Consider the following 24,365-nt stretch of genomic DNA (forward strand, 5'->3'; position numbering starts at 1 on the left):
TCACTCCGAGGACCGACCACGGTCGGCAGCAGACGAGTCCCCGCCCGGCCGACCGGGCGGGGACTCGTCGTCGTGTGGACGCATACCGGCCAGGACGGGTCCTCGCTCGCTGCCGCCCAGATGGTCGCATCCGGTGTTCGCGAACGTGACCGACTGGGCAGAACTCGGAAGGTGAGGACACGGGGGGCGCACTACGGCCCTGACCCCCACGTTGCAGGGCCGAACCCCCACAGGAGGTCATTACGTGAAGCACCGACGCACGATCAAGCGGCGCGTGGCCGTGACGGGAGCCGGTGTCGCGGCTCTGATGACAGCGGGAGTCACCTTCCAGACCGCGAACGCCAGTGACGAAACCCCCCGGCACACCGTCAAGAGGCTGACCGCGACGGGGGCCGAAAAGCTCGCCTCCGACCTCCAGTCGGCCCTGGGTGACGACGCGGCCGGGGCGTACTACGACAGCGAGTCCGAGGTGCTCGTGGTCAACGTCATGAACGAGACGGCGGCCCAGAGCGTACGGAAAGCGGGCGGCAAGCCCCGGACCGTCAAGAACTCCCTGGCCGAACTGACCGCCGTACGGTCCACCCTCGCCGGCGAGGCCACCGTCCCCGGTACCGCGTGGGCCACCGACCCGGTCACCAACAAGGTGGTCGTGACGGCCGACCGTACGGTCGGGGGCGGCGCGTGGACGAAGCTGGAGAAGGCCGTCGGCGCGTTCGGCCGGAAGGCCGTACTGAAGAAGTCCGCCGGGGAGTTCAAGCCGCTCGTCGCGGGCGGCGACGCGATCCTCAGCGGCAGCGCGCGCTGTTCGCTCGGCTTCAACGTGGTCAAGGGCGGCGCACCGCACTTCATCACGGCGGGCCACTGCGGCAAGGCCGGCAGCCAGTGGGCGGACTCCAAGGGCGGCGCGCTCGGCACGACGGCCGTCTCGACGTTCCCCGGCAACGACTTCGCGCTCGTCAAGTACGACGACGGGGTGGAGCACCCGAGCGAGGTCAACCTCTACAACAGCAGTACGCAGCCGATCACCAAGGCGGGCGAGGCGATCGTCGGCATGGCGGTGCGGCGCAGCGGCTCCACCACCAAGGTGCACGACGGCAAGGTCACCGCGCTGGACGCCACCGTGAACTACGGCAACGGCGACGTCGTCAGCGGGCTCATCCAGACCACGGTCTGTGCCGAGCCCGGCGACAGCGGCGGCTCGCTCTTCACGGAGGACACGGCGATCGGCCTCACCTCGGGCGGCAGCGGCAACTGCACGGCGGGCGGTGAGACGTTCTTCCAGCCGGTGCCGGCGGCGCTGAAGGTGCTGGAGGCGGAGATCGGCTGAGCCCCGGGTCCTGGTACCGGCCCGGCCGGCCCGCCGGTGCCCCGTCCGGTGCGCGTGCGTACCGGACGGGGCGCTGCCGAGGGGCCGGTCCTCACGTGCCGGACGGGAGGGAGCCGCCCGTGTCCGGTCTGCGCAGCGAGGCCATGATCAGGGTGATGACGCTGCCCGCGATCGCCCAGATGCTGAGGACCTGAAGCGGTCCGGAGACCGTGTTGCCCCGGAAGTACGCGATCGAGCGCGCCGCCCAGGTGCCCGCGCCCGGCGGCAGGGCGGGGCCGATCGTCTCCCAGAAGGGAGGCAGCATCGGCAGCGGGAACGCCCCGCCCGCGCTCGGATTGCCCGCGATCACGACGATCAGCACAGCCAGACCGATTCCCACGACGCCGGTGAGCGCCTGGAGGGCGAGCGTGATCGCTCCGACGGAGAAGACGAGCAGGGAGCCGAGACCCCACAGGGCCACGATGCTGCCGGGCAGAGCGCCGAGGACCGGGCCGACGATGATCGCGCCGCCGAGCCCGCCCGCGACCGAGTAGAGCGTCATGGCGCCGAGCCTGATCAGCGCTCGCTCCCTGTTGGCGGGCCGGGAGCCCGCGCTGATCGCCAGGATCGAGGCGCAGAGGTAGCCCCCGACACACCACCCCACGACCAGGTAGAAGGCGGAGAGGCCGTTGAAGTCCCGGTCCGAGGCCGGGGCCACGTCCACGGTTTCCACGGTGCGCTGCTGGGACGCCTCGACCTTGGTGGTGAGCGCGGTCAGGGCCGAGGACAGCACGGTGCCTCCGCCGGAGGCGACCAGCAGGGTGTCGGTCTTCGAGGTGGGGGAGACGATCAGGGCGCCGTTGATCTCACGGTTCATGATCTGCCGGCGGGCGGTGGCCTCGTCCGTGACCCTGCGCGGGTCCAAGGGGTCGCCCGGGAGGCTCTGGAGCCGACCGACGAGGCGCGCGGCCGGCTGCTCGGGGGCGACGACGCCGAAGGGCACGTCCCGGAGTTTCGGGCTGTGCAGCGCTCCCACGTAGGACGTGATGAACAGCAGTTGCAGGGCGAGCACACCTATGACGAGCAGTGCGGCCCGTGGCGTGACGGCGGTCTTCACCTCGTCGACGAAGGTCATGCCCCCACGCTCGGGGGCACCCGGCGTTCGCGCAGGCGGAGCTGGGCCGATCGGCCGAGACCGGGACTACCGGAGCCGTCGCCCGACGGCTGCAGCGGAGCCGCCGCCCCCGCCCGGGAAACGAGGCGGGGGCGGCGGCAGTCGTACGGCCGACCGGGACCGGAACCGGGGCTGGTGTTGAGGCCGGGACCGGGGCTGGTACCGGGGCCGGGTCAGCGGCGGGCGGCCTTGCGGCGGACGGAGCCGAACATCACCGCGGCGCCGACGGCGAGGCGGCGGCGCCACCGATCGCGATGTACGGGGTGGTGCTGTCGCCACCGGTCTCGGCCAGGCTCTCACCGGCGGCGACCGGCCGCGCGGCGCCGGTGCCGTTCGCCTCCGGCGCGTTGACGGCGGGCTCGTCGGCGGCCCGGCCCGTGGCAGGCCGGGAGGAGTCTTCACCGGTGTCCTCACCGGTGTCCCGGCCCGCCTGGCCGGCGTCCTGGTCGGTGGCCCGGCCGGTGGCCCGGCCGGTGGCCCGGCCGGTGGCCGGGGCGGTCACCCCGGCGCCCGTCTCGTGGTCGTCGTCGCCGTGGCCGTTGTGCTCCACGGACGACTTGCCGGCACCGTCCGCGACCTCCTGATCGGTGGGGGCGGACGCGATCGGCGCCGGGGCGGTGCCCGACCCGCCGGTGTCCTTGCCGAAGACCACGCGTTGTAATGACGGGTTCTCAGGAGACCGCTCACCTCGGAAGAGCGAACCGATGCTGTACAGCAGCGACTCCGGAGGGCATGGGTAGTCAGTGGCTGAAATTGACTCTGACCCGCGCGAACGTAGGACTGAGGTCAAGAGCCGACGCATTTCACACGCGGGGGCGCCCAGTAGTGATCGATGCCCGCTGGTGCTGGGCGCGGACCAGTGCCCTTTCTGGCCCTGCTGCACACCACGGTTCACTGCTTGCGGGAGCGCGAACACTGTGGCCAAGCTGGCTACGGGTGTCGCGGACAACCAGGCACTCACACAGGTGGGCGAGGCGATCGGCACCCTGGACCTGCCGGTCGTCTTCTTCCCGCGCGTCAACGCTGCCCACGCCCGCCATCCCACGTGGCGGCGGCACATCGACACGCTTCGCGAAGCGGATGTCCGGCTCGTGTACGGGCCGGACGTCTGGCCGCTGTACGAGCCGCGCGAGGGAGCTGGTGGGCGCGGGCTGCCCTGGGATGCCGTTCTCGCCGCCGTCGACCCATTGACCCCCTGATGGGCCGCCAAGGGGCCTGGCCGGCATGGAAAGAGGACCCGGGCACTCTGTCCGGGTCCTTCGCGCTTCCCGGCCACATGCTCGTTCGCATACCAGGGATCAACGAGCGATCGAACGAGTGGGACGGTCTCACGCCCGCTGAAATCGCTCCGGTCAGAGCGGTTCGGAGTGAAGCACGCGTCACGGCCACACGGTCACTGCTCCGCGCGCATGACTTCATCGCGAAGTCGGCGACGGTTGAGAACCGTCAGCCGATCCACCGGTAGCGGCGCTCCGGCCGTCCCGTCCCGCCGTACCGCAGCGTCACCTCGGCGCGGCCCGTGTCCGCGAAGAACTCCAGGTAGCGGCGTGCGCTGACGCGGGACAGCGATCCGGACTCGGCGCACTCGGTGGCGGAAAGGCCCGAGGGGTGCTCGCGCAAGGTGCGCTCGACCAGCTCCGCCGTGGGCGCCGCGAGGCCCTTCGGCAGCTCGCGCGAGCCCGGTGGGCGGGGCCCGAAGATCTGGTCGACGTCCGCCTGGCGCGCCTCGCCCTGCTCGGCGAGTTCGTCGAAGCGGGTACGCACCGACGCCACGTGCCGCAGCTGCTCCTGAAGGGCCGCCCGGTTGAACGGCTTGATCAGATAGTGCAGGGCGCCGGCCCGCAGCGCGGCCCTGATGACCCCGGCATCGCGGGCGGCCGTGATGAACAGCGCGTCCACGGTGTGCCTGTCCTCCGTGCCGGCGACCCGCTCCTCCGCCGCGCGCAGCTCGCGCAGCACCCTGATCCCGTCCATGTCGGGCAGATACACGTCGAGCAGGACCAGATCGGGGCGAAGCAGTTCGGCCGCGCGCAGCGCCTCGGCACCGCTGTGCGCCACTCCGACGACCGTGAAACCGTCCATCGCGGACACGCAGCGGCTGTGCAGCTTCGCGACCATGAAGTCGTCGTCCACCACCAGCACCTTGGTCACCGCGCCAGGCTAGGGCGCGACCGCAACGACCACAACGTCCGTTGATTGCGGAAGGGAGACAGCTTGTTAACGTGCGGGCAACATGTGGGCCACTTCACGAATTTCCCTGAATTCCCAGTTCAAACGGACAGGTGGTGGCCCAGGTGCGCGTGCGCACTCCCCTCGCCCTGCTCGGGGCGGCACTGCTGGTACTGGTGGGGCCGCCGCTGCTCACGACAGGCAGCGGCGCCGACACCGGCACGCAGATCCCCGGCCTGCGCTTCATGGTTCCCAATACCCCCGGCGGCGGCTACGACATCACGGCCCGTACGGCCGCGAAGAACGCCGAGGACGCCGGCCTCACCCACAACATCGAGGTGTTCAACCTGCCGGGCGCCGGCGGCACCGTCGGTCTGACCCGGCTCGTCGGCGAACACGGCAACGGCAAGCTCGCCATGTCGATGGGGCTCGGTGTCGTCGGCGCCGTGCACACCAACAAGTCGCCCAGGACACTGGGCGACACGACACCGATCGCCCGGCTCACCGAAGAGCAGGACATCGTCGTCGTCGGCAAGAACTCCCCGTACAAGACCATCGACGACCTCGTCGCCGCCTGGAAGAAGAACCCCGCCAAGCTCCCCGTCGGCGGCGGCTCCTCGCCCGGCGGGCCCGACCACCTCGCCCCCATGCTGATGGCGAAGGCCGCGGGCATCGAGCCGAAGTCCGTCAACTACATCCCCTTCGACGGCGGCGGCGAACTCCTCGCCTCCATCCTCGGCAACAAGGTCGCCTTCGGCGTCTCGGGCGTCGGCGAGTACCTCGACCAGATCGAGTCCGGGGAACTGCGCCTGCTCGCCGTCACGGGCCCCGAGCGGGTCAAGGGCCTCGACGCCCCGACCCTGCGCGAGTCGGGCCTCGACACCGACTTCACCAACTGGCGCGGCATCGTCGCGCCACCGGGGCTCACCGACGCCGAGCGCGACAAGCTCGTCGCGCTGGTCGGGAAACTGCACGCCTCGCCCGAGTGGCAGGCGTCGATGAAGAAGAACGGCTGGGACGACGCGTTCCTGACCGGGGAGGAGTTCGGCGACTTCCTGGACGAGCAGGACGAGCGTGTGGACTCGGTGCTGAAGGAGCTGGGGCTGTGACGACCGGAACCGAAACCCCCGCGCCCGCCGGCCGCGGCGGATGGCTGCGCGAGCACTCCGAAATCGGCGTCGGTGTCCTGCTGTTGCTGCTCGGCGTTCTCGTCCTCACCGACGCCCTCACCATGGACGTCGACATCACCCAGCGCGGCCCCGTCGGACCGAAGACCGTCCCGGTCGTCGTCGGCGTCGCCCTGCTGCTCGTCGCCGTACTCCTCACCGTCGACGTCCTGCGCGGCGGCCGCGGCGAGGCCGAGGGCGGCGAGGACATCGACCTGAGCGAGCCGAGTGACTGGCGTACGGTCCTGCTCCTCGCCGGGGTCTTCCTCGGCAACGCCGTCCTCATCGGTCCGCTCGGCTTCCCCGTCTCGGGGGCCCTGCTCTTCTGGGGATCGGCGTACGCCCTCGGCAGCCGCCACTACGACCGCGACCCGCTCATCGCGGCCGGCCTCTCCCTCGTCACCTTCTTCGTCTTCAACAACCTGCTCGGAGTCCCGCTCCCCGGTGGCCCCCTGATGGAGGTGCTCTGAGTCATGGACTCCCTCAACTCCCTTATCGACGGCTTCGGTACGGCCCTCACCCCGGTCAACCTGCTCTGGGCCGCGCTGGGCGTCCTGCTCGGCACCGCCATCGGCGTCCTGCCCGGCATCGGACCCGCGATGGCCGTCGCCCTGCTGCTCCCCGTGACGTACGGGCTGGAGCCCACCGGCGCGTTCATCATGTTCGCGGGCATCTACTACGGTGCGATGTTCGGCGGTTCCACGACCTCCATCCTGCTCAACACCCCGGGTGAGAGCGCGGCCGTGGTGGCGGCCATCGAGGGCAACCCGATGGCGAAGGCGGGACGCGGTGCGCAGGCGCTGGCGGCCGCCGCCATCGGTCACTTCGCGGGCGGCATGATCGGCACGATCCTGCTGGTGGCGCTCGCGCCGACCGTCGCCTCGCTGGCCGTGGACATCGGCGCGCCGGACTACTTCGCGATCATGGTGCTGGCGTTCATCGCCGTGACGTCCGTGCTCGGCTCGTCCCGCATCCGGGGCGCGGCGTCGCTGCTGATCGGTCTGACCATCGGCCTCGTCGGCCTGGACCAGATGACCGGCCAGCAGCGTCTCACCTTCGGCTCGCTCCAGCTCGCCGACGGCATCGACGTGGTGATCGTCGCGGTCGGCCTCTTCGCGATCGGCGAGGCGCTGTGGGTCGCCGCGCACCTGCGGCGCACGGCCGCCGAGCCCATTCCGGTCGGCCGTCCCTGGCTCGGCGGGGCCGATCTCAGGCGCACCTGGAAGTCCTGGCTGCGCGGCCCCGTCATCGGCTTCCCGTTCGGCGCGATCCCGGCCGGTGGCGCGGAGATCCCCACGTTCCTCTCGTACGTCACCGAGAAGCGGCTCTCCAAGCACAAGGAGCAGTTCGGCAAGGGCGCGATCGAGGGCGTGGCGGGACCGGAGTCGGCGGCCTCGGCCTCCGCCGCCGGCACCCTCGTCTCGATGCTGACGCTCGGCCTGCCGACGACGGCCGTCGCCGCCGTCATGCTGGCCGCCTTCCAGCAGTACGGCATCCAGCCGGGGCCGCTCCTCTTCGAGCGCGAACCCGACCTGGTGTGGGGTCTGATCGCCTCGCTCTTCGTCGGCATGGTGCTGCTGCTCCTGCTCAACCTGCCGCTGGCGCCCCTCTGGGTGAAGCTGCTGCGCATCCCGCGCCCGTACCTCTACGCCGGGATCCTCTTCTTCGCGGCGGTCGGCGCGTACGCGGTGGGCGGCGAGGCGCTGGACCTGGTGATCCTGCTGGTCATCGGCCTGATCGGGTTCGGCATGCGGCGGTACGGGCTGCCGGTGCTGCCCGCGGTGATCGGCGTCATCCTCGGCCCGGCGGCGGAACAGCAGTTGCGGCGCGCGCTCCAGATCAGCGACGGAAGCGCGACGGGACTGGTCGACACCCCCTTCTCGGTGACGGTCTACGCCGTGATCGTGATCCTGCTGGCCTGGCCCTGGCTGAAGAAGCTGGTGACGAGCCGTCGCCGTAACGTGTCGGCATGACCGACGACACCGTCCGTCCCGCCGCCTCCGCCGACGTACCGGGGGTGAAGGCCGTGACCGACGCGGCCTACCACCACTGCATCGAACGGACCGGCGTCGTGCCGGCCCCGATGGAAGCCGGTCACACGGCGAACGTCGCGGCGGGGCGGGTGTTCGTGGCGGGCGACCCGGTGCGGGGCGTCCTGGTGCTCGTACCCGAGGCGGACCACCTCTTCCTCGACAGCGTCGCGGTCCACCCCGACGCCCACGGGCGGGGGGTGGGCCGCCGCCTGCTGGAGTACGTGGAGGCGCACGCGCTCCCGCTCGGGCTGCCGGAGGTGCGTCTCCACACGAACGCGAAGATGCGGGAGAACCAGAAGCTGTACCCCCGATTCGGGTACGAGCTGGTGGAGCGGCGGGTGGAGGGCGTGTACGACCGCTTCCACTACCGCAAGCGACTGCCGGCACCGACGGGACAGGAGCCACCGAACCCGGACGCCCGGGGCTTCGGCCACTGAGCCGGCCCGCCGGGCGCGGCGCAGGCGTCCCGGCCGGGCGCGGCCGGCTTCCTGGCGCGGGCCGCCCGCCTCGGTCCGGAACTGAACGCTCCGGTATTCGCGGCCCACGCGTCCCGCTGATCGTCAGCGATTGTCAGTGGTGGCTGCGACGATCGGACGCATGAGGACGACCGACTGGGACGCGACCGCGGACTCCTTCGACCAGGAGCCGGACCACGGGCTGCTCGACCCCGCCGTGCGCGGAGCGTGGGCGGCGAGGATGAGGGCGTGGCTGCCGCAGGACGGGCCGGCCGAGGTGCTCGACCTCGGTTGCGGTACGGGCGGCATGTCCCTGCTCGCCGCCGAGCAGGGACACCGGGTGACCGGGATCGACCGCTCGCCGCGGATGGCGGACCTCGCCCGGATCAAGCTGGCGGGAGCGGCAGAGGCCGAGGTCCTCGTCGGGGACGCCTTCCGGCCGCCGGTCGGGGAGCGGAAGTTCGACGTGGTGATGGCCCGTCATGTGCTGTGGCTGCTGCCGGACACGGGCGCCGCCCTGCGCCACTGGTGCTCGCTGCTGAGGCCCGGCGGGCGGCTGCTGCTGATCGAGGGGATGTGGGACGGCGTGGGTCTCCCCGCGCGCGAGGTGACCGACGCCCTCGCCCCGCTCGCCCCGCACGTCCGGTACTAACGGCTTTCCGCCGACCCGTCCCTGTGGGGCCGCACCGTCGACGACGAGCGTTACGCCGTGGTGGCCCGCCCGGCCCCGCGCCCCCGCCACACCGAAGTGGTCGACGTGCACCTGATCCTCCGCCGGGGCGACGAGGTGCTGCTCGCCCGCCGGGCCGGCACGGGATACGCGGACGGCCTGCTGAACGGGCCCTCGGGGCACGTGGAGGACGGCGAGGACGTCCGCGCGGCGATGATCCGCGAGGCGGAGGAGGAGATCGGCATCACGCTGGCCCCGGACGACCTGCGCGTGGCGCTGGTCATGCAGCACCGCGCGCCGGGCGGCCATCCCAGGACGGGCTGGTTCTTCGAGGCGCGGTACGGCGCAGGCGGCGAGCCGTACAACCGGGAACCGGGCAAGTGCTCCGAGCTCGCCTGGCACCCCCTGAGCGCCCTGCCCGCCGACATGGTCGCCTACTGCCGCGCGGGCCTCGACGCGTACCGGGCGGGGGAGCGCTTCGTCGTCCACTGGCACGAGGACGGTGACTCCATCGCCCACGAAGGGAAGGGCCGGTCGCGAGCGGTCCACCTTCCGGCGACGGGCACACCGGGTGTACCGGGAACACCGTCATGAGCAAGCGTGCGCGTGTGCTCGCCGCTCTGCTGCTTCCGCCGGTGCTCGCTGCCTGCGGTACGGAGAAGGCCGGTGCTCCTGCGTCCGCCGAACTTCAGGCGCGGGCCGGGGAGTCGGCCCTGGAGCTGATCTATGTGACCGAGGTGCCCGGGTACGAGCCGGCCGAGCAGTCCGTCGGCGTCATCGGGAACGACGGCTTCTCGGCCGCGTACTTCTCCCCGGGGACCGGCGGACGGATACAGCTGACAGTCGACCGGGGGAGGCTGGACGAGACGAACTGCGCCACAGTGCCCATGGGGACAGGGGCGGGGGCGCGGTCCGGGGCCGGTGAGGGAGGCGAGTGCGAGCGGGACGGGGACCACTGGTACCGCGCCTCGGGCACCTCGCACGAGTACGCGCGGGCGTACGACGGGCATGTGGTGCGGGTCGGCGCCGATCAGGGCGCCGTGGACCGCGAGACCTTGCGGCAGGCCGCCGAGAAGGCGCACCGGGCGGACAACCGGGAGCTGGACGCGGTGCTCCCGGAGCGTCCGGAGAGCGGCGAAGGCGTCGGCGCGGACGAGATGCCCGAGCGCGGCGACCTGCCCCCGGTGGGGGACGGCGCACCCGGCAATGACGTGGGGGCGACCGGCTGAGCCACCTCAGTGGCTGAGCGCCTCGGCGAAGCCCGGACCGCGGCGGGCGAGGGCTTCCAGGGCGTCGAGTGTGCGACGGGCCTCGGCCGCCGCCTGCGGATCGCGGTCCGCCAGGCCGCTCGCCTCGAACTCGCCCTCGTCCAGCCGCAGGACGGTGGAGCCGTCCGCCGACAGCCACAGGTCGAGGTCCAGGTCCTCGACTTCCACCCGGCCGTCACTCACGACCGCCGGGCGCGTCACGTCGCAGTACCAGCCCTTCAGCGTGCCGTCCGCCGTCCTGACCTCCTTGACGGCGTACCACCGGTCCCGCCAGTAGTGCTCCGTGAAGACGTCGCCGGGCTCGAACCGTACGAAGCCGAAGTCCCGTACCCCCGGCGCCGCCCACGGCGCCCGCACCACCAGGTGTGTGCCGTCGTCGAAGACCACGGACGCCGGGTAGCGGATCTTCGTACGGCCGGCCTTGACGAGGGCTATCTCAACCGAGCTTGCGGACATGGCGTACCTCCGAGGCGCAGATCTCGTATCCGAACCACTGGTTGACGGCGAGCATCGGACCGTTGTCCGCGTCGTTGCTCGTGTACGCGTCCGTGTAGCCGGCGGCGCGGGCGCGGTGCAGGGAGTCGGTCTTGGCCAGCTTCGCGAAGCCCCGGTTGCGGTGGGCGCGCAGGGTGCCGGTCATGCCGGACCAGTAGCGGGTGCGGCCGTCCGTGTGGACCGCCGTGAACGCCGCGACCTGTCCGTCGGCCACCACGACCGTGGAGAGGCGGTGGTCGAGGAGCGGGTTGTTCCAGGTGTGGCTGATCCAGTCGTCGTAATCGGTGAAGTCCGTGCTGATGTCGCCCGGCTCGTCGGAGGTGGTCTCCGCGTCGGCCTCGAACATCGGCCGCGGGTCGTCCAGGAAGTCCGCGGCGGTGCGGAGCTCCACCCCGGCGGGGAGCGGCTGTCGCTGGGGGAGCGGTTCTTGCGCCAGGTCGAGGTGTTGGAAGTGCAGGGAGCGGGTCGGCCGGTAGCCGCGCCTCTCGGCGAAGGCGCGCGAGGGGGGTGCGTCCACCACCCAGGCGTAGACCGACGTGGCGCCCTCCGCGTCGAGATGCTCCTCCGCCGCGCGCAGCAGCAGCGACCCCGCGCCCCGGCCGCGGTGGTCGGGGTGGATGTACGGGGTGACGTACGCCTGGCCCGGATCGGCGCTGTCGTACGCGATACCGGCGAAAGCCGTGCCGATGACTTCCCCGTCCCGCTCGGCCACCAGCATGCGCACCTTCTTGTCCGGATGGGCGGTGCTCCGCTCGAAGGCCACGGACTCCGGGGTCACGACCATGAAGGGGACGGCGGCACGGCGCACCCTGATCCAGGCGTCGGTGTCGGCGGGCACGAAGTCGCGAACGGTCAACGTCGTCATGGGGGGCAGGCTATGCGCGGGCCGATCCCCGGTGCCCCCCTTTTTTTCCACGCGTGGGGGACAATCGGATCGTGACTTTGAAGATCGCCATTGACGGGGACGCGGGTATCGCGCCGTACGAGCAACTGCGCGCCCAGATCGCGGAACAGGCCCGCGCCGGTGCGCTGCCGGTGGGCTGCAGACTCCCGACCGTACGTGGCCTCGCGGAAGAACTGGGCCTTGCCGCGAACACCGTCGCGAAGGCGTACCGCGCGCTGGAGAGCGACGGGGTGGTCGAGACGCGGGGGCGGAACGGGACGTTCGTCGCGGCGGCGGGGGATGCGGCGCGCAGGGAGGCGGCGGGGGCGGCGCAGGCGTACGCGGAGCGGGCCCGGCGGCTCGGTCTCAGCCGGGCGGACGCACGGGCGCTGGTCGAGGACGCGCTGCGGGCGGTGTACGAGGTGTAGTGCGGTGCCGTAGTGCGGTGCGCGGTGGGGGCGGGTGGCGCTGCGCGGGGCTTGTTTCCCCTCCGACCCCCCTCCCCGGCCCTTTCCGCCCCGGACTCCGGTCCTCGAACGCCGGACGGGCTGAGAGCTGCCGCCGCATCGAGCCCGTCCGGCGGTTGGGGTCAACGGCCGAAGGACGCCCGGGGCCCTGGGCGGACACCGGTCACGGGAACGGGCGGGGCGAGGTGGGGCAGGGTGGGGGAAACCGCCGGAGGCTACAGGTAAAGGCCCGCCTCCGAGCCCTCGTGCTGCGGCGGGACCGACGCCGGACCACTGCCGCGGCGCAGCGCGTACAGCTCCGCCAGCGTCGCACCGTCGCGGCCGACGGCTTCCTCCTGGCCGTGGGCCTCCCTGCCGAGCCAGTCCACCGCCTCCGCGCGCGTCAGCGGGCCGACTTCGATGCGCGCCATGCAGCGCCCGGGCCGCACCACCGCCGGATGGAGACGCTCCAGGTCCTCGTTGGTGGTGACGCCGACCAGGACGTTGCGGCCCTGGCCCAGCAGACCGTCCGTCAGGTTCAGCAGGCGGGAGAGCGCCTGGCCCGCCGTGTGCTTCGCCTCGCCCCTGATCAGCTCGTCGCAGTCCTCCAGCAGGAGCAGCCGCCAGCGCCCCTTCGCCGAGCCGTCGTCCTCGCCGATCGCGATGTCCATCAGGTAGCCGACGTCGTTGAAAAGCCGCTCCGGGTCCAGTACGCAGTCGACCTGGCACCAGTCCCGCCACGAGCGGGCCAGTGTGCGCAGCGCGGACGTCTTGCCCGTACCGGGCGGGCCGTGCAGCAGGAGCAGGCGGCCCGCGATGTCGTCCGGTGTCACCTTCATCAGCCGGTCCATGGCGTCGGCCACCGGCGCCGTGTAGTTGGACCGCACCTCGTCCCACGCACCGGCGGCGATCTGCCGGGTGGTGCGGTGCGGGCCCCGGCGCGGGAGACGTACCAGAAGCCCATCGTGACGTTCTCGGGCTGCGGTTCGGGTTCGTCCTGCGCGCCGTTCGTGGCCTGCTTCAGGATCTCCTCCGCGAGATCTGAGGTGACGGCGGTGACGGTGACGTCCGCGCCGCGTGTCCAGCGGGACACCAGCAGCGTCCATCCCTCGCCCTCGGCGAGGGTCGCGCTGCGGTCGTCGTCGCGGGCCGCGCGCAGGACCTTCGCGGACGGCGGGAGGAGGGTGGCGCCGGGTTTGACGCGGTCGATCGACTTGCTGTGGGAGTACGGCTGCTCGCCCGTCGCGAAGCGGCCGAGGAACAGCGCGTCGACGACGTCCGACGGCGAGTCACTGTCGTCGACGTTCAGCCGGATCGGCAGAGCGGCCTCAGGGGGTTCGGACATGGCGCCCATGATCCGGCACGGGGCCGCCCCGTGCACCCGGGTTTCACACGTTCATCCGTTCCACGGAAGGCCGTGCCGTTACATGCCCGTTCCTCTGGTGCCTGCCGGAATGCCACCCCCCGCCGATACGCTGGCCGGTGATGGGACGCCATGGGTGGGACTCCGGGGCAAGGCGGTGGCGGTTCACCGCGCTGATCGGCGTGGGCGTGGCCGCGATCGCCCTCGTACTGACGATGTGCGCGACTCTTCCCGACGGGGACAGCCGCGGCGGCGACGCCGGCACCACCACCGACGGCGACAAGGTGCACGGCACCCCCGTGGTGCCGTCGGCCGCACCGGAGTCCGCACTCGGCTGGGGCTTCACGCACACGCAGTACAGCGCCGACGAGGGCACCGCCGCCACCCTGCGCAGAGCCGAGGACACGCTGTCCGCGACGCCCCTGCCCCAGATCCAGCACATCATGGGGTGGGGCGCGGAGAACCCGGAGCCTTCTCCGGGCCGGTACCGGTTCGACGAGCTGGACAGCCGCGTCGACCTGATCCGCAGGACGGGCGGCATCCCGGTCATCACGCTGTGCTGCGCGCCCGACTGGATGAAGGGCGGCAGAGCGGGGGCGGACAACACCGACTGGAGCAAGAGGTCCCTGGAGACCGCGCCGAGCCCCGAGCACTACGAGGACTTCGCGAAGCTCGCCGGCACGGTGGCCAGACGCTACCCCGACGTACGGCACTTCATCGTCTGGAACGAGTTCAAGGGCTTCTTCGACGACGGCCGCGAACGCTGGGACTACGAGGGCTACACCGAGCTCTACAACCTGGTGTACGCCGAGCTGAAGAAGGCCGACAAGGAGAATCTCGTCGGCGGTCCGTACCTCGTCATGGACAGCTCCGAGCCGCGCGACACGACGTACGCCTCCGCTCTCAAGGGCCCCTGGGGCAGCGTCGACCAGCGGGTCCTCGACGCCTACACCTACTGGAACAAGAACAAGAGGGGCGCCGACTTCGTCGTCGTCGACGGCTCCAGCTACACCCGGGACGACGAGCTGCTGCCCGACGAGTTCCGGGCCACGGACAAGCTGACCGCGGTGAGCGAGTGGGTCCGCGACCGGTCCGGCGGGCTGCCGGTGTGGTGGGCGGAGTACTACGTCGAGCCGGGCGACGACGACGACGACCGCGACGGCTGGAGCGAACCGCACCGCGTCGCCGTGCACGCCTCGGCGCTGATGGCAATGGCCCGCGGCGGCGCGAGCACGGCCTTCTACTGGAATCCGCAGAACAGGGGAGCGCGGTGCGCCGGCTGTCTGTGGCGCCCCACCCAGCTGGCCGACGGCGGCGGGGCGCTGCCCATGCTGGAGCTGCTGTCGCGGTTCGCGAGGGAGTTCCCGCCGGGCACCCGGTACGACGACGCGGTGCGGGTCGCCGCCGACGACGCGTCCGACGTACGCGTCCTGGCCGACGACGAGACCGTCCTGGTGGTGAACACCCTCGGCCGGCCCGTCCAGGCCGAGGTCGACGGGAACTCCTTCGGCATGCGGGGCTACGAGGTGAGGTGGCTGGCGCGCTGAAGCCACGCCGGCCCGCCTTCCTCCGCCCTCACGCCATCGTCATGAAGCGCTGCACCAGCGAGGCCAGCAGTACGGCCAGCAGCGGCAGCGAGAACCAGAACGTGCTCTGCAGCCACCGCAGCTGCCGTACGCCCGGCGCCACCGCCACCCGCACGACTTCCCGCGCCGCCAGCAGCACGATCAGCGTCAGGGCGGCCAGCGCGCCCACCATCGACCACGGCGTCCAGGTGATCTTCGGACCCGGCGGGCCCGGCTGCGGCTTCTCGACCGGGCCGTCGGGCCGCTCGCGCAGCGCGTACATCGACACGCCCGCGTTCGACAGGACCTTCTCGAGCTCGGGCCGCTTGTCGAGATTGGCGGTCAGCCGCTTCTCCCAGGTGTCCGAGTAGCCCGAGTCGAGCCGCAGATAGGTCGACTGGCTCCGGTTGACCATGAGGTACGAGTTCGGGCCCGCCTCCTTGAGCGACTTGACCAGCCCGGCCACCAGCACCGGATCGACGGGGGCGAGCGTCGGCACGTAGGTGACCTTCTCCATGTCCCGTGCGCCCCAGGGGATCGCGGGTGTCACGCTGTTCAGGGTGTCGCTGCTCATCCACAGCAGCCGCACCGACGGGTCGTCGTGCGCGTACACGAACTCCATCGCCGCGACCTCGCCGCTCCTGGTCCGCTCGAAGGACTCGTTGCCCCAGCGGGAGACCAGGAAGCCGCCCATCAGGAGCAGCCCCGTCAGCAGCGCGGCGAGCGGCGCGAGACTCCGCCGGTCCGCCTCCCGCTCGGCGGTGGTGGCGCCGGTCCGCGGGAAGAGCGCGAGCCCGGCCAGCAGGGCCGCGCCCGGCAGCGCGAACATGAAGACGCGCAGGGCCATTTCACCGCCGTACGACTGCATGCCGAAGCCCAGGAACGGCACGAACGCCAGCACCAGGAGCGAGCGCTCGCCGTAGCCGGCGAAGCGCCGCCGCCACCAGCCCCAGCACGCCAGGGCCATCACACCGCCGGCCATCGCGACCCGGACGTACAGCACCAGCTTGTGCGTCGAACTCCCGCCCTCGATACGGCCGGAGACGGACGACGTCACATTGCTGCCGAGGCCGCCGACGCCGCCGAACAGCTCGTCGAAGTGCCCCGACCAGTACGGCTCGGCGAAGAAACCGATCCAGACCGCGACCATGACGGCGAACAGCACCGGCAGCCCGCGCAGCGTCGAGCGGCCCGCCACCACCAGGACGGTGAGCACTCCGAGCATCACGAACGGCGTGAGCTGGTGGGCCGGAACGGTGGCGGCGAAGAGCCCGATCAGCACCAGCAGCAGCACCGCCTTCTCGCGCCGCCCGGCCGGCCTGACCTCGGTCTCGCCGGGGCGCCGGCCGGCCCACAGCACCCGTGGCTCGCGGAACCAGACGAGCAGCACCGCCACGAAGGCGAGGTACATCCCGTATGTGAAGCCCTGCGGCGAGAAGTAGTCCTGGCCGACCCAGCCGCTCAGGACGAAGATCCAGGCCCCCGCCCACTTGGCCCGCCAGCTCGCCCGCATCGAGCGCGTCAGCAGGAACAGCGGCGGCAGGTAGAGCAGCTGCATGGCCAGGGGCCACCACCGGATCACCGGTGACATGTCGGAGACTCCGCACGCCTCGGCGACGAAGGTGGCCAGGGCGAAGAAGCCGGGCCAGCTCCAGCGGGCGTCGAGGTCGGGCGCCGCCGTGCCGGTCCGGTCGATGTAGTCCATGAAGCCCAGGTGCTGCCACGCCGTCGGGAACCGCGGCTCGGCCTCCAGCACGGCGGGCAGCGCGTGCAGCGACACCACCGTGGCGAGCAGTGCCACCGTCAGCAGTACGGTCCGCGGCCGGTCCAGCCACAGCAGCGAGGCGAAGGACAGCGCGAGCAGCCCCGCGCCGAGCAGGGTCGCCTGCGAAAGGACGGAGACCAGCCCGAGGCCGCCGATGTGCTCCAGGTCGTCCTCACCGATGCCCCGCGCGGGCAGCCAGTACAGGGCGAGCGCGGCCAGGAGCAGCAGTCCCACGCCCAGTTCGGGGGCGCGGAGGCGGAGCGGGGTGCGGCGGGGCGCGGGCGGTGCGTCCTGCGCCTGTGAGGCCGTCGCCCCGGCCCCCTCGCCCGCCGTGCGCTCCCCCCGCACCGCGAGTTTCTCACTCGCCTCGGGAGAGGGCGCGGGAGCCGGTACGGACGGGGCGGAGCGGGGTGACGGAATCGCTCCGGGCAGCGGGGGCAGCGGCGACCTGAGCGCCCATGTCGGCCGGTGGCCGCCGCTCCCGTCGGCCCCGCCCGCCCTGCCGTCCGCCTCGGCCGCTCCGCTCCCGCCGTTCACCGGCGCGGGCGTGCCGGCGGCCGGAGTCTCCGGTCCCGGCCGCACATCGGGCCTGCGCTCCGGGTGGTCGAAGTCCAGCCGTGCCCCGAGGGGCATCGTGGGCGGACCGAGCGCCGAGCGCAGCGCCCGGCGTGCTCCGGACTCGCCGCCGGACGGCCTTTCCCCGTCCGTACGGTCACCGCCGGGGGAGCCGGCCGCTTCGCCGCCGGCCTCCGGGCCACCGTCAGGAGTCCCCGCGTCCGCGACACCGGCAGCGGCGGGCGGCGCCGACCGCACCACCCGGTACAGCATCACGCCCGCGACCGAGGCCACGACCGCCAGGCTGGAGACCTCCGCGACACCCGCCCCCACGAGCCCCATGCGAGGCAGCAGCAGCAACGTCAGGCCGAGCACCAGGACGCACAGCCCGCCCTGGAGGTAGGCGAGCCCCGAGGTGCGGCTCTGGGCGCGCAGGACCGCGAAGTACACCTCTATGACGACGCGCAGCAGTGCGCCGACGGCGAACCAGCGCAGCAGCGGGGTCGCGGCGTCCGCGTAACCCTCGCCGAACACGCCCAGGATGTAGGGGGCGCCGAAGAACAGGACGGCCGCGACCGGCAGCATGATGCGTGCCATGCGGCGCAGCGCGGCTCGGCAGTTCTGGGCGAGGGCGGACGGGTCGTGCGCGCCTTCCACGGTCAGCGAGGCACCCATGTTGATCGCGAGCAGGTTGACCGTGCCGCCGATGGTCGTGGTGATGTAGAAGTACGCGTTGTCCTCGGAACCAACCTGCGAGGCGACGATCACCGGCACCGCGTAGACGACGGCCAGCGAGAACAGCGAACCGGTGTAGTCACCGGCCAGGAAACGTCCCATCTGCCGCAGCGTCGGCGGCCGCGCCGTGGCCTCGGTGGCCCTCACATGGCGCGGCACCAGGCGCCGGAAGACCAGCCAGCCCAGCGGGATCACGGACACGGCGATCGCCGCGATCCACGAGACGAAGACGCCCGCGGTCGGGACGGAGGCCGCGATCAGGATCAGCAGCACCAGCTTGACGGCGGAGAAGACGGTGTTGCCGACGGGCACCCACAGGGCGCTGCGCAGGCCCGTCAGCACCCCGTCCTGGAGCGTGAGCAACGACCAGGCGACGACGGCCACTACGAACCCGAGGCCGTTCAGCGGGCCGTGCAGGAAGCTGTACGAAGGGCCCCACAGGCCGAGCGTGGACAGGAAGACCAGGGCCGCGCCCGCGACCACCACGGAGCTGCCCGCGTACGTCTGGAGGACCAGCCGCCCGGTCCTGCGCCCCGCCACCGGGATGAAGCGCGCCAGCGCCCCGGTGAGCGTCAGCGCGGTCAGGCCGGCCAGCAGCTTCATCGCGGCGATGGCCGCCGAACCCTGGCCGACCGCGGACTCCGAGTAGTACCGGGCCGCGGCCAGCCAGAAACCCAGGCCGAGCAGCGCGCTGACCCCCGTGTTGAGCATCAGCGCGTAGGCGTTGCGGAAGAGCGGATTCCCATCACCCTTCCCCGGCAGGCGCAGACGGCGCCCGGACGGCGGCCGGTTCTCCGTCGCCGGGCTCCCGGCGCTCCCGGCCCGGGCGGTGGTCGTGTCAGACACGGATTCTGCTTACCTTCCGGCCGGCCGCCCGGGCCCTGCGGACCATGGCGTATCCCTTGGTGAGGATCCGGTCCCCGGCGAAGTCACGGGCGATCGACCGGCCCTCCACCAGCCGCTCGAACTCCTCGATACCGGTACTGCGCTGTACGGTCACCCGCTCCAGGGCGTAAGGCCCCTGGCGCCGCTCGGCGAGCGCGTTGCCCACGGCGAGCGACTGCGCGAACCCGGCCTCGCGCACCGTACGGCGCACGCGCCGGCTGGAGTAGCCGTACGGATAGGCGAAGGAGACGGGCCGGGTGCCCACCTCCTCCGCGACGATCTCCCGGCAGCGCCGCGTCTCGGACCACAGCTCCTCGTCCGTGAGCTGGTCCATCTGCGGGTGGGTGTGGCTGTGGCCGCCGATCTCGGTTCCGGCGGCCGCGAGATCCCGCACCTGGTCCCAGTCCAGCATGGTGTCCGGAGGCGGTCCCCCGTCGGCGTACGGACCGCGCAGCCAGCCCGTCGAGACGAACAGGGTGGCCGCGAAACCGTGCCGGGCGAGGGCGGGGAGGGCGTGCCGGTGCACGCCCTCGTAACCGTCGTCGAAGGTGATCAGCACCGGCCGCCCCGGCAGCGTGCCGCCGCCCCGCCAGGCCGCGCCCAGCTGCGCCGTGGTGAGCGGGGTGAAACCGCGCGCGTCGAGCAGTTCCATCTGCTCGGCGAACGCCTCGGGGGAGACCGAGAGGCCGTACGTCGCCTTCGCGGGCCGGTGCCCCACCGCGTGGTACATCAGGATCGGTACCGGCCCGTTCACCGTGTCTCACCTCGCGCATGCGGTCCTCCGGAGGCCGGGAGGGCTGCGGAGGGCGCACCCGGCACCGAGAACGAGCTCCCGTTCCTGCGGGCCCGGACGCTCCCGAGCACATACCCGCCCGCCGCGGCCGCCACTCCCGCCACGATGGCCCCGGCCCGGCCCGCGCCGCCCGGCCGGCCGAGGGCCGCGTCGCGCAGCCCCCGGGCGACACCGGCGGGCAGTACCCGTGTCGTGTAGCGGCGCTCGGACTCGAGTCCCTTGCCCGCGCCCACACTCCGCGCCACGAGCGCTTTCGACAGCCCCTCGGCGTAGGTCCGCGTACGGAAGTAGCCGAAGCGCTCCCGGGCGGCCGGAACCTTGTGGTGGATCACCGAGCGGTCGTCGATCAGCAACACCGCGTCCGGCATGGCCCGGGTGAGCCTGATGCACAGCTCCGTCTCCTCGCAGCCCAGCGGCCGCTTGTCGCCGTTCCTGCCGATGCCGGTGGCGAAGCCGCCCGCCACGTCGAACGCCGACTTGCGGAAGGAGGCGTTCCCGCCGAGGACGTTGCGGACCCGCACCCGTCCGGGCGGCAGACCCCTGTACGTACAGCCGACGACCCAGTCGAACTCCTCGGGGAACCAGTCCGGCCTGCGGCCGGACGCCCAGGTGGGCAGGGTCCGGCCCCCGACGGCCATCACGCGCGGATCGTCGTACCCCTCGGCGAAGTGCAGCAGCCAGTCGCGCTCGGCCACGGCGTCGTCGTCGAGGAAGGCGACGATCTCGCCGCGGGCCGCGGCGATGCCGGTGTTGCGGCCCGCGGAGAGGCCGCGGGGGCCCGCGTTGGCGAGCACCCGCACCTCCTCCAGGCCGTTCCCGTACTCCTTGCCGAGCCGCTCCAGCAACGCCGGGTTGTGGTCGACGACCAGCAGCGTCTCGGCGGCGGGCCGCGACTGGCGGCGCACCGAGCCGACCGCCGCGAGGATGTCCTCCCAGCGGTCCTCGGTGTACACGCAGATCACCACCGAGACGTCCAGGTGGCTCAAGACACCTCTCCCCGGCTGGCGCCGGGCGCGAAGGCCGGCGGGCGACGGCGTCCGGCGCGCCGCTTCCCCTGCTCCTTCAGGATCACTCTGAGGACGCGGAACCCGTCCCGCACGGCGCTGAGGTTGCTGATGCCGTGGATGCGGACGTACTCGTGGCTGGGGATCTCCTGCACCCGCAGGCCGGCCTTGACGACCCGGATGTTCATCAGGGTCTCGACCTCGAAGCCGGTGCAGTCGAGGTCGATCTTGTCGAGGCAGTGGCGCCAGAAGGCGTTGTAGCCGTAGCACAGGTCCGTGTAGCGGGCGCCGAACTTGGCGTTGACCACGGCGCACAGCACTCGGTTCCCGAGCTTGCGGACCGGCGTCATGTCGTCCGTGCCGCCGCCGTTGGCGAAGCGCGAGCCCTTGGCGAAGTCGGCCCCCGAGACGAGCGCCGACACGTAGCTGACGATCTCGTGGCCGTCGGCCGAGCCGTCCGCGTCGACCATCACGATGATCTCACCGGTGCTGGCGGCGAATCCGCTGATCAGTGCGTCGCCTTTGCCTTTTCCACGCTGCTTGACGACCTTGATTCCCGGCCAGAGGTCACGGGCCACCTGAACGGTGTCGTCGGTCGAATTCCCGTCGACCAGGATCACTTCGTGGATCCAGGCGGGAAGTGTCTTGAAGACGTACGGAAGATTCTTCGCCTCATTCATGGCGGGGATCACGACGCTCACGGGCGGCGTGATGGCGAGATGCGAAGAGATGGGCCGGTAGCTGCCGGATGTGAGTGGATCTTGCCCCTCGATCGCAGGGCGGAGGAATGAGCTCATGAGTCTTTTCCCTCTCCACCGGTGGACCGCCCGCCCCCGGGCGGTCCGGATGATTTTCCGGTTCGAAAGGGGGGTTCTCACTCGGCCCATGACGGCATGTCGCTCCGTACCGGACGAGCGAGTCGGTACTGCTGGGCGCGCGGCCCGCGACTCGGCACAGTTGTGGTCACCGAGCACGGCACCCCCCTACCGCGCTCCGCTCCGGTACCCATCGCGACGCTCAAGCCCTCCCCTGGAGCCGCTCTGCATGATGGACCGATGCGGGTGGATGTACGACGGTATTGATGAGGGGAACTGTAGGGCAAGACCGGGATCCCGGCCCTGCTTTTTGTGTTTTCGGCCACACAGTGAGCACTTCAGATCCACTGTGGGACGAGTGAAGATCGTTGGCGGTTGACAACGAAGACCGCGTGCGTGATTCCCGTGGCTTTGTTCGGGCTGATGCGGAGACGGTCGAGGACGCGCCACCGCTTGAGTTGGGCGAGGGGGTGCTCGGCTGCCGCCCGCAGCTTGGCGAGCGCGGAGTCGGCCTGCCGTTCCCAGCCGTTGTGTCCCTTCCCCTGGGGTGCTTGATCGGAGTGCGGACGGTGCCGCCGGCTCCCTGGTAGCCGGAATCGGCGGTGGTCTCCACGTCGGCTGCGGTGACCGCTTCGACGATGCCGTCGGCGCGGGCGGCGGTCAGGTCGTGGGTGGAGCCGGGCCGGGCCCCGCCCAGGAGGACCAGCTCGCCCTCGGGTGCCGTCAGGGCCTGGACGTTCACGCCGTGGTCGCGGTGCTTGCCGCTGTAGAGTGGGTCCGGGTTCTGCCCGGTGGCCACAGTGGTGCGGCGCCAGGCCGGGATCAGGGTGCCGTCCAGCAGCGGACGGCGCCGCTCGCCGGAGGCGGCGAGGACCTGCTCCAGGGTCGGGGTGAGCGCGGCCAGGGCCTCAACCGCTTCGTCGACGTAGCGCCAGGCGGTGTCGATGGAGGTGCCGAAGTGCTTTCCGAGCTGCTCAAAGGTGTCGCCCTTGGTCATCCGGACCAGCGCCGGGACCGTCTGGTCCCAGGGGGTGAGTATCCGCCAGGAGCCCTCGGCTTCATCCCTTCGGGCGGCGATCAGGTTCTCCAGCCAGGGAGCCAGGTCGGAGGGCACGTTCGGCGTGGCACGATAAGTGACCATCGAAACTCCCTGTTATGTACGGTAGTTGGCACTCCGCGCGACGACAGGGGGCTTCGCGCCGTTACGGCCGCACCCATCACCCGATCCGGTCACGATCGGAAAGGCTCAGTGACGGTCACATGCGGAACCGTCCCGATCGGAATTCACCGATCCGTTTGAGCAGTCTGTCCGCGGGTTCGAACAGTTCCGGCCGTTCGGCCACGGTATTGCGCAACGCCCGGACCGGAGCGCGGTGCGCCCAACGTCCGAGTGCGATGGGGTGACGGCGCATCACCCAGCCCTCCGAGACCGTTATTTCCCGGGTCTTGAGGGAATCCTTGTACTGTTTCTGGCCGCGTCCGAGATCGATGTACGCGATGCCTTCCGCGGCGGCGGCTTCGGCGATACGCAGGTGCATCAGCAGACCGGGCGAGAATTTCGCGAACTCCGGATCGTAGGCCGGGAACCAGCAGCTGATGATCCTCTCCGAACGCGGACCGAAATGCGCGGCGATCGGCCGTCCGTCCGCGTAGAGCACCGAGAGCAGGCCGCTGAAGGAGTCCGTCCGGGTGTGGAACAGATGTTCCACGAGCCCGGTGATCCAGGGCTGGGCGAAGCGGTCGCTGCGTCCGGTCCTGCGGTACTGCGCGGACTTCCAGCGCATCAGCGTGCGCAGTGCCGCCGGATCGCGCTCGTCGTGCACGTACCTCAGCTCGTCGACCGTACGCAGCAGTCTGCGCTCCTTGAGGAGGGTCGACTTGATGAACTTCGGCGAGTTCTTCCGCAGGTACGCGAGGTACGCCTCGTAGCCGTCCTGGACGTCGATCACGGGTGAGGCGAACGAGCCCGTGGCACCGGCCTCGAACGGCTCCTGCCCCTGCGCCAGATGGTCGAACTCCCACAGGGCGAGCCCGCACGCCCGCAGCAGCTCCTGCGCGTCCCACGTGAAGCCGGGTCCGTGCACCAGGCCCTGGCTGTCGGAGACCCCGAGGCCGACGGCCCGGCCGACGCCGGTGGCGGATCTCTGGTGCGGGAAGAAGGCCGCGGGCTCACCGCCTTCGCGTACGACGGCTATACGCACTCCGCGCCGGTACCGCCCGACGGCCAGTGCGAACTCCGGGGAGAGGAAGGGATTCGCCAGCTCCGGCGAACCGTGGAGGTGGGCCTTGGACTGCAGTGCGGTCCAGGCCGCCCGGTCGGCGGCGCTGAGCTCGCCGGGACGGTACACGTCGATGTCGAGGTCCATGTCAGGAGGTCCGCCTTCTCGCCGTGGGGCCGCCGGGGCGCCGTACCCGTATCCGTGCCCGGGCCGGTGCCAGGAGGAGGAGCAGGGCGCTGATCGCGGCGATCGCCGCGACCCCGGCCCTGATCGACCAGGTGTGCGTGGCCAGCATCGTCTGGGCGACCAGCAGGTTGAGCGCCACCGCTCCCGCAGCCGATGCCACCAGGCGGCCCAGTGGTTCAAGGCCCCGGAGTCCCGCGGCCACGGCACAGGCCGGCGCCACGATCAGGAAGAAGAGAGTGAACGGCGCGCGAAGCGGCGATGCCAGGTCGGCGAGCGCCAGGGCGGCGCCGACCGCCGATACGGCGAGCGCCGCGCCCGCGAGAACGGGCAGCGAGTCCGTGACAGCAGTTGATGGTTCGTTACCGATGGCCTGCATTGGCGACTTTGCCCCCCGACGCGCCGGATGCCGGGCTTC

At 71.6% G+C, this 24,365-nt stretch carries 21 protein-coding genes and 2 pseudogenes; 10 read left to right on the top strand and 13 right to left on the bottom strand.

The window, feature by feature from the left end; genetic code table 11:
• The first annotated feature begins 244 nt into the window (after positions 1 to 244).
• Entirely contained in the window at positions 245 to 1,327 is a 1,083-nt protein-coding gene (locus BN1555_RS25445; protein WP_093801552.1) for a S1 family peptidase, read from the top strand.
• Positions 1,328 to 1,418: 91 nt separating this feature from the next.
• Here the strand turns inward: BN1555_RS25445 and BN1555_RS25450 are convergent, their stop codons facing one another.
• Both BN1555_RS25450 and BN1555_RS25455 read right to left on the bottom strand, forming a co-directional pair.
• A complete protein-coding gene (locus BN1555_RS25450; protein WP_093801553.1) occupies positions 1,419 to 2,441 on the bottom strand; it encodes a DUF3533 domain-containing protein in 1,023 nt (340 codons plus the stop codon).
• Between the two features lie 250 nt (positions 2,442 to 2,691).
• A complete protein-coding gene (locus BN1555_RS25455) occupies positions 2,692 to 3,132 on the bottom strand; it encodes a hypothetical protein (RefSeq protein ID WP_093801554.1) in 441 nt (146 codons plus the stop codon).
• A 265-nt stretch (positions 3,133 to 3,397) separates the two neighbouring features.
• On the opposite strand from BN1555_RS25455, the gene BN1555_RS25460 reads away from it, so the two are divergent.
• Positions 3,398 to 3,679, top strand: a complete 282-nt coding sequence (locus BN1555_RS25460) for an HFCD family protein (protein WP_255306156.1) — start codon at positions 3,398 to 3,400, stop codon at positions 3,677 to 3,679.
• Between the two features lie 247 nt (positions 3,680 to 3,926).
• On the opposite strand, the gene BN1555_RS25465 is transcribed toward BN1555_RS25460, so the two are convergent.
• On the bottom strand, positions 3,927 to 4,631 hold the full coding sequence (locus BN1555_RS25465) for a response regulator (RefSeq protein ID WP_093801555.1): 705 nt from the start codon (positions 4,629 to 4,631) through the stop codon (positions 3,927 to 3,929).
• Positions 4,632 to 4,774: 143 nt separating this feature from the next.
• On the opposite strand from BN1555_RS25465, the gene BN1555_RS25470 reads away from it, so the two are divergent.
• The 6 genes and pseudogenes from BN1555_RS25470 to BN1555_RS25495 all read left to right on the top strand — a co-directional run bounded on the left by BN1555_RS25470 (position 4,775) and on the right by BN1555_RS25495 (position 10,202).
• Positions 4,775 to 5,758, top strand: a complete 984-nt coding sequence (locus BN1555_RS25470) for a Bug family tripartite tricarboxylate transporter substrate binding protein (protein ID WP_093803640.1) — start codon at positions 4,775 to 4,777, stop codon at positions 5,756 to 5,758.
• Positions 5,755 to 6,285 (top strand): tripartite tricarboxylate transporter TctB family protein, encoded by a 531-nt coding sequence (locus BN1555_RS25475; protein ID WP_093801556.1) that lies wholly within the window; start codon positions 5,755 to 5,757, stop codon positions 6,283 to 6,285. Before BN1555_RS25470 ends, BN1555_RS25475 begins: the two co-directional genes overlap by 4 nt.
• Positions 6,286 to 6,288: 3 nt before the next feature.
• Positions 6,289 to 7,788: a tripartite tricarboxylate transporter permease gene (locus BN1555_RS25480; protein WP_093801557.1), complete on the top strand. Its 1,500-nt coding sequence runs from the start codon at positions 6,289 to 6,291 to the stop codon at positions 7,786 to 7,788.
• The gene (locus tag BN1555_RS25485) at positions 7,785 to 8,285 is read left to right on the top strand and encodes a GNAT family N-acetyltransferase (RefSeq protein WP_093801558.1); all 501 of its coding nucleotides are present in this window, start codon (positions 7,785 to 7,787) and stop codon (positions 8,283 to 8,285) included. Before BN1555_RS25480 ends, BN1555_RS25485 begins: the two co-directional genes overlap by 4 nt.
• 160 nt (positions 8,286 to 8,445) lie before the next feature.
• Positions 8,446 to 9,537: pseudogene (locus tag BN1555_RS25490) on the top strand (methyltransferase domain-containing protein); the annotation flags it as partial.
• A 26-nt stretch (positions 9,538 to 9,563) separates the two neighbouring features.
• The gene (locus tag BN1555_RS25495) at positions 9,564 to 10,202 is read left to right on the top strand and encodes a hypothetical protein (protein WP_093801559.1); all 639 of its coding nucleotides are present in this window, start codon (positions 9,564 to 9,566) and stop codon (positions 10,200 to 10,202) included.
• Positions 10,203 to 10,208: 6 nt separating this feature from the next.
• Here BN1555_RS25495 and BN1555_RS25500 read toward each other — a convergent pair whose 3' ends face one another.
• Positions 10,209 to 10,697 carry a ribonuclease FAU-1 family protein gene (locus BN1555_RS25500; RefSeq protein ID WP_093801560.1) on the bottom strand — a complete coding sequence of 163 codons (489 nt, stop codon included), beginning with the start codon at positions 10,695 to 10,697 and terminating at the stop codon, positions 10,209 to 10,211.
• Positions 10,678 to 11,601, bottom strand: coding sequence for a GNAT family N-acetyltransferase (locus BN1555_RS25505; protein ID WP_093801561.1), 924 nt, complete (start codon positions 11,599 to 11,601; stop codon positions 10,678 to 10,680). The genes BN1555_RS25500 and BN1555_RS25505 overlap by 20 nt, the downstream gene beginning before the upstream one ends.
• Positions 11,602 to 11,672: 71 nt before the next feature.
• On the opposite strand from BN1555_RS25505, the gene BN1555_RS25510 reads away from it, so the two are divergent.
• Positions 11,673 to 12,047 carry a GntR family transcriptional regulator gene (locus BN1555_RS25510; RefSeq protein WP_093803641.1) on the top strand — a complete coding sequence of 125 codons (375 nt, stop codon included), beginning with the start codon at positions 11,673 to 11,675 and terminating at the stop codon, positions 12,045 to 12,047.
• 254 nt (positions 12,048 to 12,301) lie between these two features.
• Here BN1555_RS25510 and BN1555_RS25515 read toward each other — a convergent pair.
• A pseudogene (locus tag BN1555_RS25515) lies at positions 12,302 to 13,410 on the bottom strand (DUF5925 domain-containing protein).
• A gap of 140 nt (positions 13,411 to 13,550) precedes the next feature.
• On the opposite strand from BN1555_RS25515, the gene BN1555_RS25520 reads away from it, so the two are divergent.
• Positions 13,551 to 14,975, top strand: coding sequence for a glycoside hydrolase family protein (locus BN1555_RS25520; RefSeq protein ID WP_093801562.1), 1,425 nt, complete (start codon positions 13,551 to 13,553; stop codon positions 14,973 to 14,975).
• A gap of 28 nt (positions 14,976 to 15,003) precedes the next feature.
• Here BN1555_RS25520 and BN1555_RS25525 read toward each other — a convergent pair whose 3' ends face one another.
• The 7 genes from BN1555_RS25525 to BN1555_RS25555 form a co-directional block, all read right to left on the bottom strand.
• A complete protein-coding gene (locus BN1555_RS25525) occupies positions 15,004 to 18,894 on the bottom strand; it encodes a polysaccharide biosynthesis C-terminal domain-containing protein (protein WP_093801563.1) in 3,891 nt (1,296 codons plus the stop codon).
• Complete coding sequence (locus tag BN1555_RS25530; protein WP_093803642.1) at positions 18,887 to 19,663, bottom strand: polysaccharide deacetylase family protein; 777 nt, start codon at positions 19,661 to 19,663, stop codon at positions 18,887 to 18,889. The genes BN1555_RS25525 and BN1555_RS25530 overlap by 8 nt, the downstream gene beginning before the upstream one ends.
• A gap of 20 nt (positions 19,664 to 19,683) precedes the next feature.
• Positions 19,684 to 20,712, bottom strand: coding sequence for a glycosyltransferase family 2 protein (locus BN1555_RS25535; RefSeq protein ID WP_093801564.1), 1,029 nt, complete (start codon positions 20,710 to 20,712; stop codon positions 19,684 to 19,686).
• Entirely contained in the window at positions 20,709 to 21,527 is an 819-nt protein-coding gene (locus tag BN1555_RS25540) for a glycosyltransferase family 2 protein (protein ID WP_093801565.1), read from the bottom strand. Before BN1555_RS25540 ends, BN1555_RS25535 begins: the two co-directional genes overlap by 4 nt.
• A gap of 220 nt (positions 21,528 to 21,747) precedes the next feature.
• A complete protein-coding gene (locus BN1555_RS25545) occupies positions 21,748 to 22,686 on the bottom strand; it encodes a transposase family protein (protein ID WP_093801566.1) in 939 nt (312 codons plus the stop codon).
• Between the two features lie 115 nt (positions 22,687 to 22,801).
• Positions 22,802 to 23,911 (bottom strand): GNAT family N-acetyltransferase, encoded by a 1,110-nt coding sequence (locus BN1555_RS25550; protein WP_093801567.1) that lies wholly within the window; start codon positions 23,909 to 23,911, stop codon positions 22,802 to 22,804.
• A 1-nt stretch (position 23,912) separates the two neighbouring features.
• A complete protein-coding gene (locus BN1555_RS25555) occupies positions 23,913 to 24,326 on the bottom strand; it encodes a hypothetical protein (RefSeq protein WP_093801568.1) in 414 nt (137 codons plus the stop codon).
• Positions 24,327 to 24,365 lie beyond the last annotated feature (39 nt).

The sequence above is a fragment of the Streptomyces sp. Wb2n-11 genome (assembly GCF_001049855.1).
Classification (GTDB): Bacteria; Actinomycetota; Actinomycetes; order Streptomycetales; family Streptomycetaceae; genus Streptomyces; species Streptomyces altiplanensis.